This window comes from Pseudomonas sp. RIT-PI-q (assembly GCF_001297125.1).
In the GTDB taxonomy this organism is placed as follows: domain Bacteria; phylum Pseudomonadota; class Gammaproteobacteria; order Pseudomonadales; family Pseudomonadaceae; genus Aquipseudomonas.
Map to the genome: position 1 here is coordinate 36,018 of NZ_LHPC01000023.1, position 17,187 is coordinate 53,204.

13 protein-coding genes are annotated in these 17,187 nt (G+C 61.4%); 10 read left to right on the forward strand and 3 right to left on the reverse strand.

Annotated features, from left to right (window positions below):
• Window position 1 precedes the first annotated feature (1 nt).
• Genes AEQ67_RS09090 through AEQ67_RS33640 form a run of 3 tightly spaced genes read right to left on the reverse strand, consistent with a single transcriptional unit; the run spans window position 2 to window position 3,272 of the window.
• Window positions 2-1,399 carry a hypothetical protein gene (locus tag AEQ67_RS09090; RefSeq protein WP_059403549.1) on the reverse strand — a complete coding sequence of 466 codons (1,398 nt, stop codon included), beginning with the start codon at window positions 1,397-1,399 and terminating at the stop codon, window positions 2-4.
• Window positions 1,396-2,805 carry an acetyl-CoA carboxylase biotin carboxylase subunit gene (gene accC / locus AEQ67_RS09095; protein ID WP_059403550.1) on the reverse strand — a complete coding sequence of 470 codons (1,410 nt, stop codon included), beginning with the start codon at window positions 2,803-2,805 and terminating at the stop codon, window positions 1,396-1,398. Before accC ends, AEQ67_RS09090 begins: the two co-directional genes overlap by 4 nt.
• Entirely contained in the window at window positions 2,805-3,272 is a 468-nt protein-coding gene (locus AEQ67_RS33640) for an acetyl-CoA carboxylase biotin carboxyl carrier protein (RefSeq protein ID WP_161807463.1), read from the reverse strand. The genes accC and AEQ67_RS33640 overlap by 1 nt, the downstream gene beginning before the upstream one ends.
• Before the next feature lie 196 nt (window positions 3,273-3,468).
• On the opposite strand from AEQ67_RS33640, the gene AEQ67_RS09105 reads away from it, so the two are divergent.
• The 10 genes from AEQ67_RS09105 to AEQ67_RS09150 all read left to right on the forward strand — a co-directional run bounded on the left by AEQ67_RS09105 (window position 3,469) and on the right by AEQ67_RS09150 (window position 17,136).
• On the forward strand, window positions 3,469-3,693 hold the full coding sequence (locus AEQ67_RS09105) for an acetyl-CoA carboxylase biotin carboxyl carrier protein subunit (RefSeq protein ID WP_059403552.1): 225 nt from the start codon (window positions 3,469-3,471) through the stop codon (window positions 3,691-3,693).
• A 5-nt stretch (window positions 3,694-3,698) separates the two neighbouring features.
• Window positions 3,699-4,409, forward strand: a complete 711-nt coding sequence (locus AEQ67_RS09110; RefSeq protein ID WP_082377799.1) for a GntR family transcriptional regulator — start codon at window positions 3,699-3,701, stop codon at window positions 4,407-4,409.
• 63 nt (window positions 4,410-4,472) lie between these two features.
• Window positions 4,473-6,032 (forward strand): class I adenylate-forming enzyme family protein, encoded by a 1,560-nt coding sequence (locus tag AEQ67_RS09115; protein ID WP_082377800.1) that lies wholly within the window; start codon window positions 4,473-4,475, stop codon window positions 6,030-6,032.
• Window positions 6,029-7,609 (forward strand): acyl-CoA carboxylase subunit beta, encoded by a 1,581-nt coding sequence (locus tag AEQ67_RS09120; RefSeq protein ID WP_063854424.1) that lies wholly within the window; start codon window positions 6,029-6,031, stop codon window positions 7,607-7,609. The genes AEQ67_RS09115 and AEQ67_RS09120 overlap by 4 nt, the downstream gene beginning before the upstream one ends.
• A 61-nt stretch (window positions 7,610-7,670) precedes the next feature.
• Complete coding sequence (locus tag AEQ67_RS09125) at window positions 7,671-8,945, forward strand: spinster family MFS transporter (protein WP_059403555.1); 1,275 nt, start codon at window positions 7,671-7,673, stop codon at window positions 8,943-8,945.
• Window positions 8,946-8,948: 3 nt separating this feature from the next.
• Window positions 8,949-9,956 carry a YeiH family protein gene (locus AEQ67_RS09130; protein WP_059403556.1) on the forward strand — a complete coding sequence of 336 codons (1,008 nt, stop codon included), beginning with the start codon at window positions 8,949-8,951 and terminating at the stop codon, window positions 9,954-9,956.
• Between the two features lie 169 nt (window positions 9,957-10,125).
• Window positions 10,126-11,952 carry a DUF1302 domain-containing protein gene (locus AEQ67_RS09135; protein ID WP_059403557.1) on the forward strand — a complete coding sequence of 609 codons (1,827 nt, stop codon included), beginning with the start codon at window positions 10,126-10,128 and terminating at the stop codon, window positions 11,950-11,952.
• A 37-nt stretch (window positions 11,953-11,989) separates the two neighbouring features.
• Entirely contained in the window at window positions 11,990-13,348 is a 1,359-nt protein-coding gene (locus AEQ67_RS09140; RefSeq protein ID WP_059403558.1) for a DUF1329 domain-containing protein, read from the forward strand.
• Window positions 13,349-13,547: 199 nt separating this feature from the next.
• A complete protein-coding gene (locus tag AEQ67_RS09145; RefSeq protein ID WP_059403559.1) occupies window positions 13,548-14,624 on the forward strand; it encodes a WD40/YVTN/BNR-like repeat-containing protein in 1,077 nt (358 codons plus the stop codon).
• Window positions 14,625-14,655: 31 nt separating this feature from the next.
• Entirely contained in the window at window positions 14,656-17,136 is a 2,481-nt protein-coding gene (locus AEQ67_RS09150) for an efflux RND transporter permease subunit (protein ID WP_059403560.1), read from the forward strand.
• The last annotated feature ends 51 nt before the right edge of the window (window positions 17,137-17,187 follow it).

The window sequence follows — 17,187 nt, forward strand, 5'->3', positions numbered from 1 at the left end:
GTCACCCCTTGCAGTGTTCGAGATGGATGGACAGGCCGGGGCCTGTGACACTCAATACGGTGTAGTCGGGCCAGCGTTGCAGCAGCCCGTGGGTCAGGGCCTGCTCGGGGGTGCGAACCTCATAATGAAGTTTTTGCAACGGCGGCAGCGCAGGGCAGCCGCAGACCAACGCCGCCAGCGCGTTTTCGGCGGCGGGCAAGCTGGCCGGACGACCAGGGTTCGCGACAGCGCCGATGCGGTATTGCACGCTGGTCAGCGACGTATCGATCGGGCCATAGCAGCCTTGCAACCAGCGCCGCAGTGCGGGCTGCAACGTCGCAAAACGTGCGCCGCCATCGAGATGTTCAAGTGCCTGTCGCGCAATCGCCTGGGCGAAAGGTGGCAGCATCGGCGGGCGGCCGCGGTCCCGGCGGATGCGCGGGGACTCGCGGGCAAACTCGAACAGGTCGGCCAGGCGCCCGCGTTCGCGCAACGCGTGCATGGCTTCAGTGGCGATTTCCCCAGGCAACTGATGTTCGTACGGGGCCAGGTCGAATGCCCAAGGCTGGCTCTCGGCAAACCCTTCCTGATCCGCGATGGCAGCGAGCTGCGCCTGGGCTTCCTTGATACGGTCCTGATCCGCTGATTGCAGCGGCAGGTCGAGCAACGCCGCCGAGCGAATCAACAGGGCCAGCGAAGGCGTCGATGCGCCGTTGGCCACACCGGGCAGCGCGGCATCGAGACGGTCGATGCCGAGTCGAATCGCCTCCAGCGCCACTTGCGGGCCGAGTCCGGTGTGGCAGCGTGTGTGCAGGTCCAGCGGTTTACCATCCACGCCACTGCGCAGGGCCGAAAGCAAGCCGGGCAGGCGGTCGACATGCAGAAGGCCGGCTTCATCGCGCAGCATGATGCGCTGTGCGCCGGTCAGGACCAGCCGTGCGGCACACGCCGAATAATACGCGTCGCAATGCTCGGGATCGTCCACGTAGGGCAGGGCGGCGATGACCGTCAAGCCGTTGGCTTGCGCTTTCTGCACGGCGTTGCCCAGGCGCGAAAGATCCAGCAGCGGATCAATCAGAACGACCTCGCTGATGCCGGCCTTCGCCAGCAGTCGCAACCAGGTGTCCAGCGCTTCGCCGGCGAGCACGTCGAGATGGCCATGGGCGGGCAGCAGGTTGACGGTGGCGCGCAGCGGCGTGCCGTTGGCGCGCTCGCGCAACGCGGCGATCCGTTGCAGCGGGTTTTCGTCCCGGCTGATGCATTGCGCGATCACGGCGGGGCTCAAGACTTCGATGGCCCCAAGCCGAGCGTGCCCAAGCGCGTTCATCGTCCCCAGCAGCATCGCGGTACTGGCGGCACCGCCCCACACGGCGGTCTGACCGTCGCTCAGGCTGACATCGACCACTGTTGTCATGCTCATGCGCGCTCCTTGGCTTGTTTCAAAGCCTGTTTGCGAGCCGGTACGAAGACGTCTTCAACCCAGCGTGTGGTGACGAGGCCAGCGACGAAATCCGGGTGATCGAGCACGGCATGGTGGAAGCAGGCCGTGGTCGACAGGCCCACGACTTTCATGTCCTCCAGCGCCTTGCGCATCAGTACGATTGCCTCGCTGCGCGTCGGTGCGTGCACGATCAATTTGGCAAGCAGGGAATCATAAAAAGGCGGCACGGTGGCGCCGCTGTAGCAGTGGGTATCGACGCGGATGCCTTTGCCTTTGGGGGGCAGCCATTCGCTGACCAATCCCGGACTTGGCAGGAAGTTGCGATCCGGGTCTTCAGCGTTGATCCGGCATTCGATGGCATGGCCGCGAAGTTTGACGTCGGCCTGACTGAACGACAGTGGCAGGCCGGCAGCAATGCGAATCTGCTCGGCGACCAGGTCGAAACCGGTGATCATTTCCGTCACCGGGTGCTCGACCTGGATTCGCGTGTTCATTTCCAGAAAATAGAATTTGCCGTCGCGATCATCGACCACGAACTCGATCGTACCCGCGCCAAAGTAGCCGACATTTTTCGCCAGACGTACGGCGCATTCGCCCATTTGTTCACGGGTTTGTGCTGCGAGGCTGGGAGAGGGCGCTTCTTCGATCAGCTTCTGGTGACGGCGTTGCGTCGAACACTCGCGCTCGCCCAGGTGCACCACGTTGCCGTGACGGTCGCCCATGATCTGGATTTCGATGTGGCGTGCCAGTTCGATGAACTTCTCGACGTACAAGGTCGGATCACCAAAGGCCGCTTGCGCTTCCGACGAAGCGGAGCGGAAAGCCGCCTCGGCTTCTTCATCGCTGCGCACGATGCGCATGCCGCGCCCGCCGCCACCGGCCGTCGCCTTGAACAGCACCGGGTAGCCGATTTCGCTGGCGATGGTGCGCGCGGTGTCGGCATCGGCCACGGCATCCGAGCCTGGGACACGCGGTACTTCGGCTTTTTCGGCCAGACCGACGGCGGTGATTTTATCGCCCATCGAATCAATGATGTCAGCCGAGGGGCCGATGAACACGATGCCGGCGTCTTCACAGGCTTGAGCAAAATGCGAGCGCTCGGAAAGGAAGCCATAACCCGGATGGATGGCGTCGCAACGGTGTTCCAGGGCTGTTTTCACGAGCAGATCGGCGCACAGATAACTTTGCGCCGCTGGCGCTGGGCCGATGATCACGTACTGGTCGGCGAGGCGTGCGGCGAGGCTGTCGATGTCGGCTTCTGAGACGGCAGCCACCGATTCAATGCCCAGGGTTTTGCAGGCGCGCACGATGCGCACGGCGATTTCGCCACGGTTGGCGATCAGCACCCGGCGAATGTCACGGGTTGCCACGGGAATGCTGCTCATCAGCGTGCCTCCGGTTCAATAATCATCAAAATCTGGTCGCGCTGCACCATCTGCAGGTCCTGGGCGACGATCCGTACCACACGACCTTTCACCGGGGAGGCGAGGGTGTTGAAGAGTTTCATGGCCTCGACCAGGCACAGCGGTGCACCGGCTTCCACCAGGGTGTTTTCTTCGACAAAGGACGGTTGGTCCGGGCTGGGTTTGCGATAGAAGGTGCCCATCATGGTCGCTCGCACAGCGACCTGACCTTCGGCGATTTCAGGTTCGCGGGTCGCTGTCACTGCGGGTTGTGATGGCGCGGCTGTTGCGGGTGCGGCGCGCCCTTGAGCAGGCTCCGACCGTTGAATCGAGCCTGACTTACTGGCCGTCAGCGTAGTGTCACCGACGCGTACTTCAAGGAAGTCCAGGTGCGTCGTGTGATCCAGTATCTCCAGGATTCTTCGTGCTTCTTTGTGTGTGAGCGACATGCCTCGGCCTCTTGTTGTTCGAATTGCCTGGACGGATAAAAACATCGAAACGTAGGATTGTCAACAATCGTACAATCGAGTAATGTGCTGACCATCACCCAGGGCGATTGCGCGGTACTTGATAGAAAAAGCGTAGTCCGCAGCGGCCAAAGGCCCGGCGATTTAAGAAAACAGTTGTGTTTTGGAGGGGGCGAGAATGAGTACAATCGCGGTTAAATCGGATGTCGCCGGCACGGTATGGCAGATCCATGTGCGTGAAGGCGATGTCGTTGAAGAAGATCAGACGTTGATCATCATGGAGTCCATGAAAATGGAAATCCCGTTGATGGCACTGGAATCGGGTCGAATAGTGAGCGTCCTCATTGCCGAGGGCGACGTGGTCAAAGATGGCCAGGATGTTTTGCTGATGGAGTGCGATTGAAGTCTATGTCAATGAATGCAGGTTCGGCGTCGGCCGCCAAGGGCGGTAGTGCAATAGGTGTGATGCGGGCCGGTCGCCAGCGCGTGCTGACGATGCCGGAGCAAATCGCCGAGAGCATTACGCTGGCGATTCTGCGCGGTGAATACGGGCCGGGTGATTCCGTGCGTGAGCAGGAACTGGCCGACCACTTCCAGGTCAGCCGTGGTCCGATCCGTGAAGCCCTGCGCATTCTCGAGAAGGTCGGCGTCGTGACCATCGTGCCGCAACGTGGCGCGCATGTGACTTCATTGAGCAAGCAGGAAATCGACAACCTGTTCGAGATCCGCGCGGTGCTGGCCGGTTTGCTGGCCAAGTACCTGGTTGATCTCGATGCGTCTGTCGTCAATCAAATGGATGCCATCGTTACCCGGCTTGAGCTGATCGCAGCGCAAGCGGATGCACTGGATGAATATGCCCAGGGCAGTTATCGCTTGAGCACGTTGTTGTTCCAGTCCTGCGGTAACAAGCAGCTGGCAGAACTCATGGGCGCGCTGGGTATCCAGACCGCACGCTACACCCGGTTGGGTTTGCGTTCGCCAGAGCGCCGCCAGGCGTCCGCCGTCTATTGGCGCGAGCTGGTCGAAGCACTCCGGCAGAACAGCAGCACGGTCGCCGGAAACCTGATGGTTGAGCTGATCAACGCTTCCCATCAAGCCGCATTGAATCACCTGGAATAATCCACACGGGGGCACAACACTCCCGAGTGCTGTGTCAAATTGTCGACAATAAGACAAAATATCATGACAAAAAAACGCACCGCAGGACTCATGCTCAGTTGGGCAGCCCGGCAACACCGTGGCCGCACCGCCCTGATCTTCGGCGACAACGGCCTGACGTATGACGAGGTTGAGGCCGGCAGTAATCGCCTGGCCCACGCTCTGATTTACCTTGGGATGCAGGTCGGGGAGCGCATCGCCGTGCTGCTCAACAATTCACCGGAAGCAATCGAGAGCGTTTTCGCTGCCGAAAAGGCCGGTCTGGTGTACGTCGCCCTGAACGCCCGGCACACCTTGGCCGAGCAGATAGCGATCCTCGACGACTCGGGTGCGAGCCTGCTGGTGGTGGGGCCGGAATTCCGTGAAATCGGCTTGGGTGTGCTTGATCGAGTCCCGAGTCTGCGCTATGTCCTGGCGCTGGATTGGCAGGCCCCGCAGGTGCTGGATTACCGTCAACTGCTCGGCTCGATGCCGGCCACTGCGCCCAATGTCCAGGTGTCGCCGGAGGCGTTGTTGCGTATCGCCTATACCTCGGGCACGACCGGCAAACCCAAGGGTGTCACCTATACCGTCAAGCGCTGGTACGAACGCCTGACCAACCATTTCTACGCCATGGAATACAGCCTTGGCGTGACGGACGCGATGCTGCACGTCGGCCCCTTGACCCATGCCGCCGGCGTGCACCTGTTGCCGTGCTACCTGCGCGGTGCGCGCAACGTGATCCTGGAGAAGTTCGAGCCTGTCGAGACGCTGCAGCACATCGAGCGCCAGCGCATCACGCAAATGATGTGCGTGCCGACCATGCTCACGCGTTTGCTCGACACCCTCGACAGCGGCGTCAAAGCCGATCTGTCGTCGCTCAAGTGCATCCATTACGGGACCGCGCCGACCTCGGTTGACCTGATCCGCCGAGCCATCGCGCGCTTCGGTCCGGTGCTGCGCCAGCAGTACGGAATGACCGAGGCCGTGCAGCCGCTGGCGGTGCTCTATCCGCACGAACACGCAGAGGACGGCGTGCTGCGTTCCTGCGGCAAGCCGACCGCCAACGTGGTGATCAGCGTGCGCAATATCGATGGCGAGGCGCTGCCCGCCGGGGAAATCGGCGAAATCGCCATCGAGAGTGTCGGGATCGGCGAAGTGTCTTTCTGGCGCCGTCCCGATCTCGAAGCCGAGGTGATTCGTGAAGGCTGGTACTACTCCGGGGATCTTGGCTACATCGACGAGCAGGGCTTCCTTTATATCGTCGGGCGCAACAAGGACATGATCATTTCCGGCGGCTTCAACGTCTACGCACGGGAAGTCGAGGATGCACTGGAAAGCCATCCGCACGTGCTCGAAGTCGCGGTGCTGGGTTTGCCCGATGCGGAGTGGGGTGAGCGGATCGCCGCGTTTGTAGTCCGGCGTGAAGGCGCCACGCTCGACACCGAAGCACTCGGTACGCATTGCGCGGCATTGATCGCCGGCTACAAGAAGCCGCGCCTGATTGAGTTCGTCGACGCCCTGCCGCGCAACAACGCCGGCAAGGTGGTGAAAAACATTCTGCGCGATGACTATCTCGCGCGCCTGGAGAGGACATCATCATGAGCACGCCTGTCGCCCCTGAATGGTCGCTGGAACTCGCCGATATCCGCGCTCGCCGCGAAGTTGCCTATGCATTGGGTGGCCCGGAAGCGGTGGAAAAGCATCATGCCCAGGGCAAGCTCACGGCGCGTGAACGCATCGGTCACCTGCTCGATGGCGAAAGCTTCGAGGAGTTCGGCGTGCTGGCCGGTGCCGTGAAATACACGGTCGAGGGCAAGATCGCTTCAGCCACGCCAAGTACGGCGGTGGTTGGCGTGGGCCAGATCGAGCAGCGACGCACCGTGGTCGCGGCGGATGATTTCACCATTCGCGGTGGTTCGTCGGAGGCGGCGGTCGCGGAAAAGTGGATCTACGCCGATCGCTATGCCTGGGAATACAAGCTGCCGATCATCCGCATGATCGACAGCGCGGGCGGCAGTGTGAAGCTGCTCGACAAGCTCGGTCACACCAAGATTCCGGGTTATGCGCTGCTGCCGATTACCAACCTGTTGGGTGCCGTGCCGGTTGTCGGCATCGCACACGGTGCCTGTGCGGGGCTGGGTGCGTTGCGCGTCGCCGCCTCGCATCTGTCGATCATGGTGCGTGGCCAAAGCCAGGTATTTGCCGCCGGCCCTCCGGTGGTCAAGCAGGCGTTCGGCATCGATATCGACAAGAACGATCTGGGCGGTTACGACCAGGTTCATCGTCACAGCGGCATGATCAACCTTGCCGCCAACAGCGACGCCGAGGCGCTGGAGCTGGCCAAGCGCTTCTTGTCGTATCTGCCGGGCAATGTCTGGGAGCAGCCACCGCGTGTGACGCCGACCGACACGCCCGGTCGCCGCGACGCCTGGCTCAACGATGCGATTCCGCATGACCGACGGAAGATTTTCAACCCGCACAAGATCATCAAGTCGCTGGTCGACAACGACAGTCTGTTCGAGATGTCCCCGGATTTTGGTGCGTCGACCATCACCGCGTTTGCACGTCTCAATGGCTACTCGGTGGGCATTATTTGCAACAACCCCCGCGTCGGCGGCGGCGCGCTGACCCGCGCGGCGGCGCTCAAGCAAACCCGCTTCATCGACCTGTGCGACACCTTTCACTTGCCGATTATCTACCTCGTCGATCAGCCCGGCGTGATGACCGGCCAGGAAGCCGAGATGCAAGGCACGCTGGTCGCGGCCATGCAGGCGGTGCACGCCATCGAGCAAGCGAGCGTGCCGGTGATCACCATCGTGCTGCGCCGCTGTGTTGGTCTCGCCGGTGCGATGGTCAGCCCTTGGCATGGCCCGACGGGCACCGCTTTGCCGCACCGGTTTGCCTGGCCTTCGGCGCAATGGGGCTCGATCCCGATCGAGGGCGGTGTCGCGGCCGCCTACAAGCAGGAAATCGCCGCAGCGGACGATCCGCTGGCGCGACGCAAGGAGATCGAGGCGCATTACCAGGCCCTGGCTTCACCGCTGCGGACGGCCGAGCGCTTTGGCGTGATCGACGTGATCGAGCCGGACAGTACCCGTCCGCTGCTGTGCAACTGGGTGGGTGACGCGTATCGCCTCACCGCACTTTCCCTTGGGCCGAAGCGGCGGACCATGCGCTAGTCCTGGCAGGACGAGCGGCATCCGGCCTTACCTTCATAACAACAACTCAAAGGTACAGACGATGTTCTGGAAAAAGAGTCCTTGCGCCGTGTTGGCAACGTTGATGGTGATTCGCCTGTTGGCCCAGGTGGACCGCAATATTCTGCTGGGTTTCGCGCCGCAAATCACCGGCGGACTGGCGATCAATAACGCGCAGTACGGCTTTTTGGTCGGCGCGGTCTGGGTGCTGAGCTACGGCGTGATGGCGGTGTTTCTTGGCGCGCTGGCCGATCGTCACAGCCGGCCACGGGTGATCGGCGCCGGCATGCTGATCTGGGGCGTTTGCACGATTGCCTCCGGCTATGTGCAGAGCTTCGAACAAATGGTCGCGGCGCGTTTTCTGGTGGCCACCGGTGAAGCGGCGTTGGTGCCTGCCGCGACGGCATTGTTGATGGAACTGTTCTCGGAAAAACGCCGGGGCACGGCAATGGGGCTGTTCTACCTGAGCATTCCGTTGGGCATTGGTTGCAGCTTTTTGTTGGCCGGCACGCTTGGGGCTGCCCACGGCTGGCGCACCACGTTCCATGTGCTGGGGATTGCCGGGATTGTCATCGGCCTGCCGTTGCTGTTTATGAGCGACAAACGCAGCAACCACGCGGCGCAGGAGCGCGCAACCCCGCTCAAGCAGCAGATGGCGGCAGTGTTCGCTGAACTGCGCAGCAACCGTGTCGTGCGCTACACCGTCGCCGGTTTTGTGCTGGCGCATCTGGTCTATCCGGGCATTTCGTTCGCGCAACTGTGGATTGCCCGCGAGCGGGGCATGGACCCGGCGACGATCGCCACGACCATGGGCGTCATGCAGATTGTTTTCGGCTCGTTGGGTGCACTGGCCGGCGGTGTTTTGAGCGATCGCCTGGCCCCGCGTTTCAAGGGCGGCCATGCCAGCGTGCTGGTGTTGCTGATGCTGGTGTGCGCGCCGTTCATGGTTGCTTATCGCCTGGTGCCGACGGACTCGCCGCTGTTCTACGTCGGCATGGCGGTCGGCATTTTCATGTTGATGTCGCTTTACGGTTCTGCGACCACCGCGATTCAGGGTGCCGTCCCGGTGCGCATGCGTTCGACGGTGATGGGCTGCTCGATGCTCCTGCTGAACCTGTTTTCGGTGGCGCTCGGTACGTTTGTCGTGGGATCGATCAGTGATGCGTTGACGGCTACCGGTGTGGCCTCGCCGCTGACCCATGTGTTGCTGGTCAGCGACATCCTTGCGCTGGTGCTCGGTGGATTTTTCTTTTATGTAGCGGCGCGTCTCAAGCGTGAAAGCACGCGTGCGATGCCGGCCATGGGAATCAAGGTTTAGCGTATGTCCAGGTCCGCCGTCATTCAGTTTCAGTCGGTTGTCAGCCAGCACCTGCCGGGCGTCCTCGCTAGCATCGTCGTCGCCATTGCGGCGCGGTTCCTGGCCGATCAGTACCAGGCGCCGGTGATGCTGTTGGCACTCTTGCTCGGCATGGCCATGAATTTTCTGGCGGCGGGACCGAGCAAGTCGGGCATCGATTTCAGCGCTCGCGAAGTGTTGCGTGTCGGCGTTGCATTGCTGGGTTTGCGCATTTCCCTGGAGCAGATCGCGGCGCTCGGCTGGCACCCGGTGTTGATTGTTGTGGTGTCGGTGGTGGTCACCATCGTGGTGTCGATGTTGGCGGCGCGGGCCATGGGCTTCAATGCGCTGTTCGGTCTGTTGTCCGGTGGTGCCACGGCGATTTGCGGCGCGTCTGCGGCCCTGGCGTTGGCGGCGGCGCTGCCGGCTCATCATGCCAAGGAGCGCGCGACGCTGTTCACGGTGATTGGCGTGTCCGCTTTGTCGACCCTGGCGATGATTGTTTATCCGGTGATTGCCCGGGCCCTCGGTCTGGATCCGTTGCAAGCCGGGGTGTTTCTCGGCGCCACCATCCATGACGTCGCTCAGGTGGTCGGTGCCGGTTACAGCATGTCGCATGACATTGGCGACACCGCCACGGTGGTGAAACTGATGCGGATTGCCATGCTGCTGCCGGTGATCGTCAGTGCGGTGTTGATCACCCGCTCCCAGGGCGGGCAGGGCACCGGTGAGCGACCACCGTTGTTGCCGTGGTTTGCGGTGGCGTTCATTGCGCTCGCCACGGTCAGCAGTTTTGGCTGGGTGCCTTCGGCGGTGCAAAGCCTCGGCAACCAATTGTCGAGCTGGTGCCTGGTCGTCGCGATCAGTGCGCTGGGAATGAAAATCCAGTTGAAGGAACTGGCGACGGTGGGGCTTAAACCCATTCTGTTGATGGTCGGTGAAACCGTGTTCTTGCTGGGGCTGGTGTTGCTGTTGATACGACTCGGTAGTTGAGTCAGGTCGTTCAATACCGACTTCGGCGGTATTGATCGGGTCACGTTGAATGAATCGAACGCTCCCCTGATGGGGATAAGAGTGGTGAGCACTGTCGCGCCCGGATCGGGTGGCCAGCTGTCTTTTTTATAAACACTAAAACAACAACAAAAAAAACCGGAGCCAATGTATGCGACTAAACAAACAATCGGGTGTGAGTGTATGGGAGCCGGCGCTGTTGGCCTCGGCACTGTTCGTCGCTGCGCTGCCAGCGGCGCATGCCTTTGAAATCAACACCGGAAATGAAGACTGGGCGGTGCGTTTCGACAACACCTTCAAGTTCAACTATGCCCAGCGGGTTGAAAGCCCTAACAGCAAGTTGGCCAATGCCTGGAACAACAACGACGGTAACCGCAACTTCTCTTCGGGCAGTGCGGTGTCCCAGCGTCTGGATGTGCTGTCCGAGCTGGATGTGAACTACCAGAAGAAGGCCGGTTTTCGTGTCAGCGCCAACAGCTGGTACGACCATGCCTATGACAATGTCGGCAGCGATAATTCGGCGACCAACCAGCTCAATCACGGGGTGCCCGACTCACGCCATATCAGCGGTTATGCCGATCGCTACTACAACGGCCCGTCGGCGGAAATCCTCGACGCCTTTGTCTTCGGCAGCACCGAAGTCGGCGAAGAGTCGATCCTCAGCGCCAAGCTCGGCAAGCACACCCAGTATTGGGGCGAGAGTGTCCTGGCCTTTGCCCACGGCAACAGCTACGGCCAGTCCGGCCTGGACATTTCCAAGGCGCTGGCGGTGCCGGGCACCGAAGCCAAGGAATTGTTCATCCCGCGCAACCAACTGTCGGTGAGCTTCACGGTCAACCCGGAACTGACCCTCGGCGCGCAATACTTCCTCGATTGGGACGCCTCGCGCCTGCCGGAATCCGGCACCTATCTGGGCTTCAACGACGGCATCCAGAATGGCGGGCATAACTTGTCGCTGATTGGCGGCGTCAATCCGTTCTTCGGTGCGCCTGGCGCAATCGGTGCCAATCAGTTTTTGCGCTTGAGCAATGGCCACACCTTCACCCCGGACAAGCACGGTGACTTCGGTTTGATGGCCAAGTGGAGCCCGGAATGGCTGGACGGCACCCTCGGCGTCTACTACCGCAAGACCTCCGACATCCTGCCCAACCTGGTACTGCAGCCGACCGCCGTTGGCCCGGCGCAGCTGGTCTCCGGCAACATCGGCAGCTACAACCAGTTCTACGTCGATGACATCGATATCTACGGCATCAGCCTGTCGAAAAGCGTCGGCGATGTCAGCGTCGGGTTCGACCTCAACTACCGCGAAAACATGCCGCTGGCCAGTGTTGCAGGCACCATCAGCCCGGCTGCTGCAGCCGCTGGCGTGCCAGGTTTCATCGGCAGCTTCAATGGCGAAGACGGCGTGGCCCGCGGCAACACCGTGCATGCGGTGCTCAACGGCCTGACCACCTTTGGCGACACGCCGTTCTGGGACAGTTCCTCGTTGCTGGTCGAACTCGGCTACAGCCGCTGGCTCAAGGTGACCGACAACAAGCAGCTGTTCAAGGGCGAGGACTGGTATCACGGGACCGACAAGGTCACCAAGGACAACTACATCATCGGCGTCAACTTCAACCCGACCTGGTATCAGGTGTTCCCCGGCGTCGATATGTACCTGCCGATGACCTACAACGTCGGCCTCAATGGCAACTCCGCCGTGCAGTTGGGCGGTAACGAAGACTCCGGCAGCTACTCGGTCGGCGTCGGCTTCGACATACGCAACCAATACCGCTTCGACCTCAAGTACGTGGACAACTTCGGTCCATTCGATACCTGCAATTCGCCAGGCAGTGCTGGCAATCCCGGAGATGGCACCGCACCGGGCGCCAACGGGCAATACAACTGCACCCCAGGACAAACCACCGCTTTCGGCGGTACTCCGGCCCAGCTCAAGGATCGCGGCATGGTGACGGCCACTTTCAAGACAACTTTCTGATTCGCGATTGCTTAAAAACAATCAGGAGAACGACAAAATGAAATGCATGCACAATTTGTTGACTGCGTCCGTTGCGCTGGCCTTCGCCGGCCTGGTCCAGGCTGCTGTACCAGCCGCAGACGCCACTAAACTGGGCAGTAACCTCACCGCCGTCGGCGCCGAAAAAGCCGGCAATGCCGATGGCTCGATTCCGGCCTACACCGGTGGGCTGACCAGCCTGCCGGCGGGCTTCAAGGCCGGTGACACCTTTCGCCCGGACCCTTACGCCAGCGAGAAACCGCTGCTGGTGATCGATGCCAAGAACGTTGCCCAGTACAAGGACCAACTGACCGCCGTCACCGTCGAACTGGCCAAGCGTTTTCCGACTTTTCGCGTTGAGGTCTACCCGACGCACCGCAGTGTGGCACTGCCGCAAAGCGTGCTGGATAACACCTTGAAAAACGCCACCGGCGCCAAGTCGCTGGAAGGTGGCAACGCCATCGACAACGTTCTGCCGGGTGTGCCGTTCCCGATCCCGCAATCGGGTGCCGAAGCCATGTGGAACCACCTGCTGCGCTATCAGGGCGTCGCTTACTCGACCAAGTATGACTCGTGGAACGTCGACGCCTCGGGCGCGCAAAACCTGGCCACCAGTGGCGAGATCGTCAACTCGTTTCCGATCTTCGAAGACCCGACCAAGGTCATCGATGGCAAGGACACCTACTTCCAGACTCGCTTGTTCTACACCGGACCCGCGCGCCGTGCGGGCGAGGCGATCATGCTCAAGGATGCGGCCAACCCGCTGGTGCAAGCGCGCCGTGCCTGGCAGTACTTGCCGGGGCAGCGCCGGGTGAAACTGGCACCGACCCTGGCCTACGACACGCCAAACCCGGGCACCGCCGGTTCCGGCACCTATGACGACGTCTATGTGTTCAACGGTGCGCTGGATCGCTACGACTGGAAACTGGTCGGCAAGCAGGAAATGATCGTGCCGTACAATACCTACGCGCTGAGTTACATCAAGGACCCGAAAGCCTTGACCACACCGAACCACCTTGCGCCGCAATTCGTGCGCTGGGAAAAACATCGGGTGTGGGTGGTGGAAGGCACGCTCAAGGCTGGCGCCCGTCACGTCTACGCCAAGCGCCGCTTCTATCTGGATGAGGACAGCTGGGTCGCTCTGGCATCCGACCAGTACGATGCACGCGGCCAGCTGTATCGCGGTTCGTTCAGCTTCCTCTCGCAAAGCTACGACGTGACGACCCCCAACACCACGCCGCACGTGATCTATGACCTGGTGGGCGGGACGTACAACATCAACGGTTTGTCCGGCGCTTACGGCGGCATCAAATACATCGCGCCGCTTTCCAAGGCGCAGTGGTCGCCGGACGCGCTGGCCGGTAACGGCGTTCGCTAAGCCAACCGCAAGCAAACGCTCGCACGATCCACTGTAGGAGCGAGCTTGCTCGCGATGGACCAGAGGGCGACGCGGGCATCCAGACAGCACGCGTAATCATTCACGACCATCGCGAGCAAGCTCGCTCCTACAGCGGCATGACCTGCACGTCAGGCACACGCAAGTGTGCCTCGACGCGGCTTTCCGAAGAGGACGCAGTATGTGTTCGTATAAAAATAATATTCTGCAGCTGGCGTTTGGCGTTGTGCTCGGCCTGTCGCAGGGCATCACCCAGGCGTCCGATTACGTCGATGTGCTGGACCTGCCCGCCAAGCCCAGTGCCTTGGCCGTACGCAGTCCTTTGCTCGACGTCGCGAATGCCGGGCAGCGCCTGGTTGCCGTCGGGCAGCGCGGCCACATTCTTTATTCCGATGATGCCGGCCAGCAATGGCAACAGGCGAGCGTTCCGGTCAGCAGCGACCTGAGTGCGGTGTACTTTTCTTCTCGCGAGCAAGGCTGGGCAGTCGGCAACGACGGTGTGGTGCTGCACAGCAGCGACGCCGGCGTGAGCTGGAAAAAGCAACTGGACGGACGCGAGATCGGCGACTTGCTGGTCAAGCATTACTCGGCGCTGGCCACTGCCGAACCGGGCAACGAACATTGGCCGTTGCGGGTCGCCGAAGGTCAGCGGCTGGTCGAGGAGGGCGCCGACAAACCCTTGCTCGACGTCTGGTTCGCCGACGACAAACTCGGTTACGTGGTCGGCGTGTTCAACCTGATCCTGCGCACCGAGGACGGTGGCCAGAGCTGGACGCCGTTCCAGGACCGTACCGACAACCCGCAGAACTTTCACTTGAACGCCATCGCCTCGATCGGCGATGCGCTGTACATCGTCGGCGAACAAGGCCTGGTGCTGAAATGGGACGACGCGCATCAGCGATTCGCCGCGCTGACTACGCCGTATCAGGGCAGTTTTTTCGGTGTCGTTGGCAAGCCGGGCGAAGTCGTCGTTTACGGCCTGCGTGGCAACGTGCTGCGCAGCACCGATGGCGGATCGAGCTGGCAGCCGTTCGATAGCGGCCTGCAAGTCAGTGTCACCGCCGCCGCGATTGATGCCCAAGGTCACTATCGGTTGTTCACCCAGGCGGGGCACATGCTGGTCGATCAGAGCAACAACGCTCGATTGCAACTGATGCCGCAACAAAACCCGTCACCGGTAGCCGGTGCCGCCCTGGCCAGCGAGGGTTCGCTGATCCTGGTGGGTAGTCGCGGTGCACGTGCGCTTCGCAAAGAATAAGCGCCAGAACAATAAGAGCGAGTAATCAGACATGGCCAATACCAAGCAAGACAACATGCCGGTGATCCGCGATCTGCGCGACTTTGATCGGCGCTCCGGCAACCGGCTGGAGCGGCTGGTGTTCAACTACCGTCCGCTGTTCATCGTGCTCATGACACTGGCCACGCTGGTGCTCGGCTTTATGGCGGCAACCCGTCTGGAGTTGCGCCCCAGCTTCGAAAAAATGATCCCGCAGAGCCAGCCGTACATTCAGAACTTTCTTGAGAACCGCGCGTCGCTGCGCGGCCTGGGCAACTCGGTGCGGGTGGTGGTGGAAAACACTCAGGGCGACATCTTCGACCCCGAGTACCTGAACGTACTCAAGCAGGTCAACGACGAACTGTTCCTCACTGAAGGCGTTGATCGCGCCTGGATGAAGTCGCTGTGGACGCCCGCCGTACGCTGGACCGAAGTCACCGAAGAAGGCTTTCAGGGTGGCCCGGTGATGCCCGACAGTTATCAGGGTTCGCCATCGGACATCGAACAACTGCGGCAGAACATCACCCGTGCCGGTATCGTTGGCAGCCTGGTCGCCAGTGATTTCAAGTCGAGCATGCTGATCGTGCCGCTGCTGGACAAAGCCTCGGCCACGGGCCAGAGCATCAATTACCATCAGTTTTCGCGGATGCTCGAAGAGCAGTTGCGCAACAAGATCGAATACGCAGGTAGCAGCGCAGCGCGCAAGGCCGGTGAAGAGGGCAAGGGCCACTACAAGGTGCGGGTGATCGGTTTTGCCAAGCTGATCGGCGACCTGATCGACGGCTTGATTCAGGTGATGATGTTCTTCGGCCTGGCCGTGGTCACTTCGCTGGTCATCATCTACCTCTACACCCGTTGTGTGCGCAGCACCCTGTTGGTGGTCGGCTGTTCGCTGATCGCGGTGGTCTGGCAACTGGGGATCGTTGCGTGGCTGGGCTATGCCATCGATCCGTACTCGGTATTGGTGCCGTTCCTGATCTTCGCCATCGGCGTGTCCCATGCGGCGCAGAAGATGAACGGGATCATGCAGGACATTGCCCGTGGCACCCACAAACAGGTGGCGGCGCGCTACACCTTTCGCCGTTTGTTTATCGCTGGCGTCACCGCGCTGCTGGCCGATGCGGTGGGTTTCGCCGTGCTGATGCTGATCGACATCCCGGTGATTCAGGACCTGGCGATCACCGCCAGCATCGGCGTCGCGGTGCTGATTTTCACCTCGTTGTTGCTGATGCCGGTGGCGCTGTCCTTTGTCGGTGTCGGCGCCAAAGCCGCCGAGCGCGCACTGAAAATCGATACGCGGACGGCTGCGTATAAAGGCTTCGGCAAACTGTGGGACTGGCTCGATCGCTTCACTACAGCGAAGTGGGCCACCGCCGCCGTCCTGGTCGCAGCCTTGCTCGGCGTCGGCGGCTTTATGGTCAGCCTGCACCTGAAAATCGGCGACCTCGACAGCGGTGCCCCGGAGTTGCGTGCGGACTCGCGCTACAACCGTGACAACGCCTTCATCACCCAGCATTACGCGCTGTCCAGCGACCTGTTCGCGGTGATGATCAAGACCCCGGCGGAGGGCTGTCTGAATTACCAGACGTTGATCCTCGCCGATCGCCTGGCCTGGGAGCTGCAACAATATCCCGGGGTGCAGGCCACCGCGTCGCTGGTCAATGCGGTGCGGCAGATTACTGCTGGAACCTACGAAGGTAATCCCAAGCTCAACAGCATCCAGCGCAACCAGAACGTGCTGAACTATGCCGCGCAGCAAGCCTCGGTCAACTCCCCGGAGCTGTTCAATACCGATTGTTCGGTGATGCCGGTGATCGCTTTCCTCAAGGACCACAAGGCCGAAACCCTGGATGCGGTGGTGGCCATCGCCGACAAGTTCGCCCAGGAAAACAGCACCGATGATCGCCGGTTTCTGCTGGCCGCCGGTTCCGCCGGGATCGAGGCGGCGACCAACATCGTAGTGCGCGAGGCCAATCGGACCATGCTGCTGTACGTCTACGCGGCGGTCACGCTGTTTTGCCTGATCACCTTCCGCAGCTGGCGTGCGGCGTTGGTGGCCTTGCTGCCTCTGGTGCTGACCTCGATCCTCTGTGAAGCGTTGATGGTGGCCATGGGGATTGGGGTGAAAGTCGCGACCCTGCCGGTGATCGCCTTGGGGGTGGGGATTGGCGTGGATTACGCGCTGTACTTGCTCAGCGTGCAGCTTCAATACCAGCGTCAGGGTTTGTCGTTGACGCAGGCGTACCGCAACGCCGTGTCGTTCACCGGTCGGGTGGTGGGCCTGGTGGGGATTACGCTGGCGGCGGGTGTGGTGTGCTGGGTCTGGTCGCCGATCAAGTTCCAGGCGGACATGGGCATCCTGCTGACCTTCATGTTCCTGTGGAACATGCTCGGGGCGCTGATCCTGATCCCGGCGTTGTCGCATTTCCTGCTGCGCACCCATCACGTCGTGGGCAAGAAAAAAGCGGCGATGACCTTGATGCCTGGCAGTTAAGCCGCCGTAACACTTACGCGGTTTCTCCGACAAACCGCATCGTCTGAACTC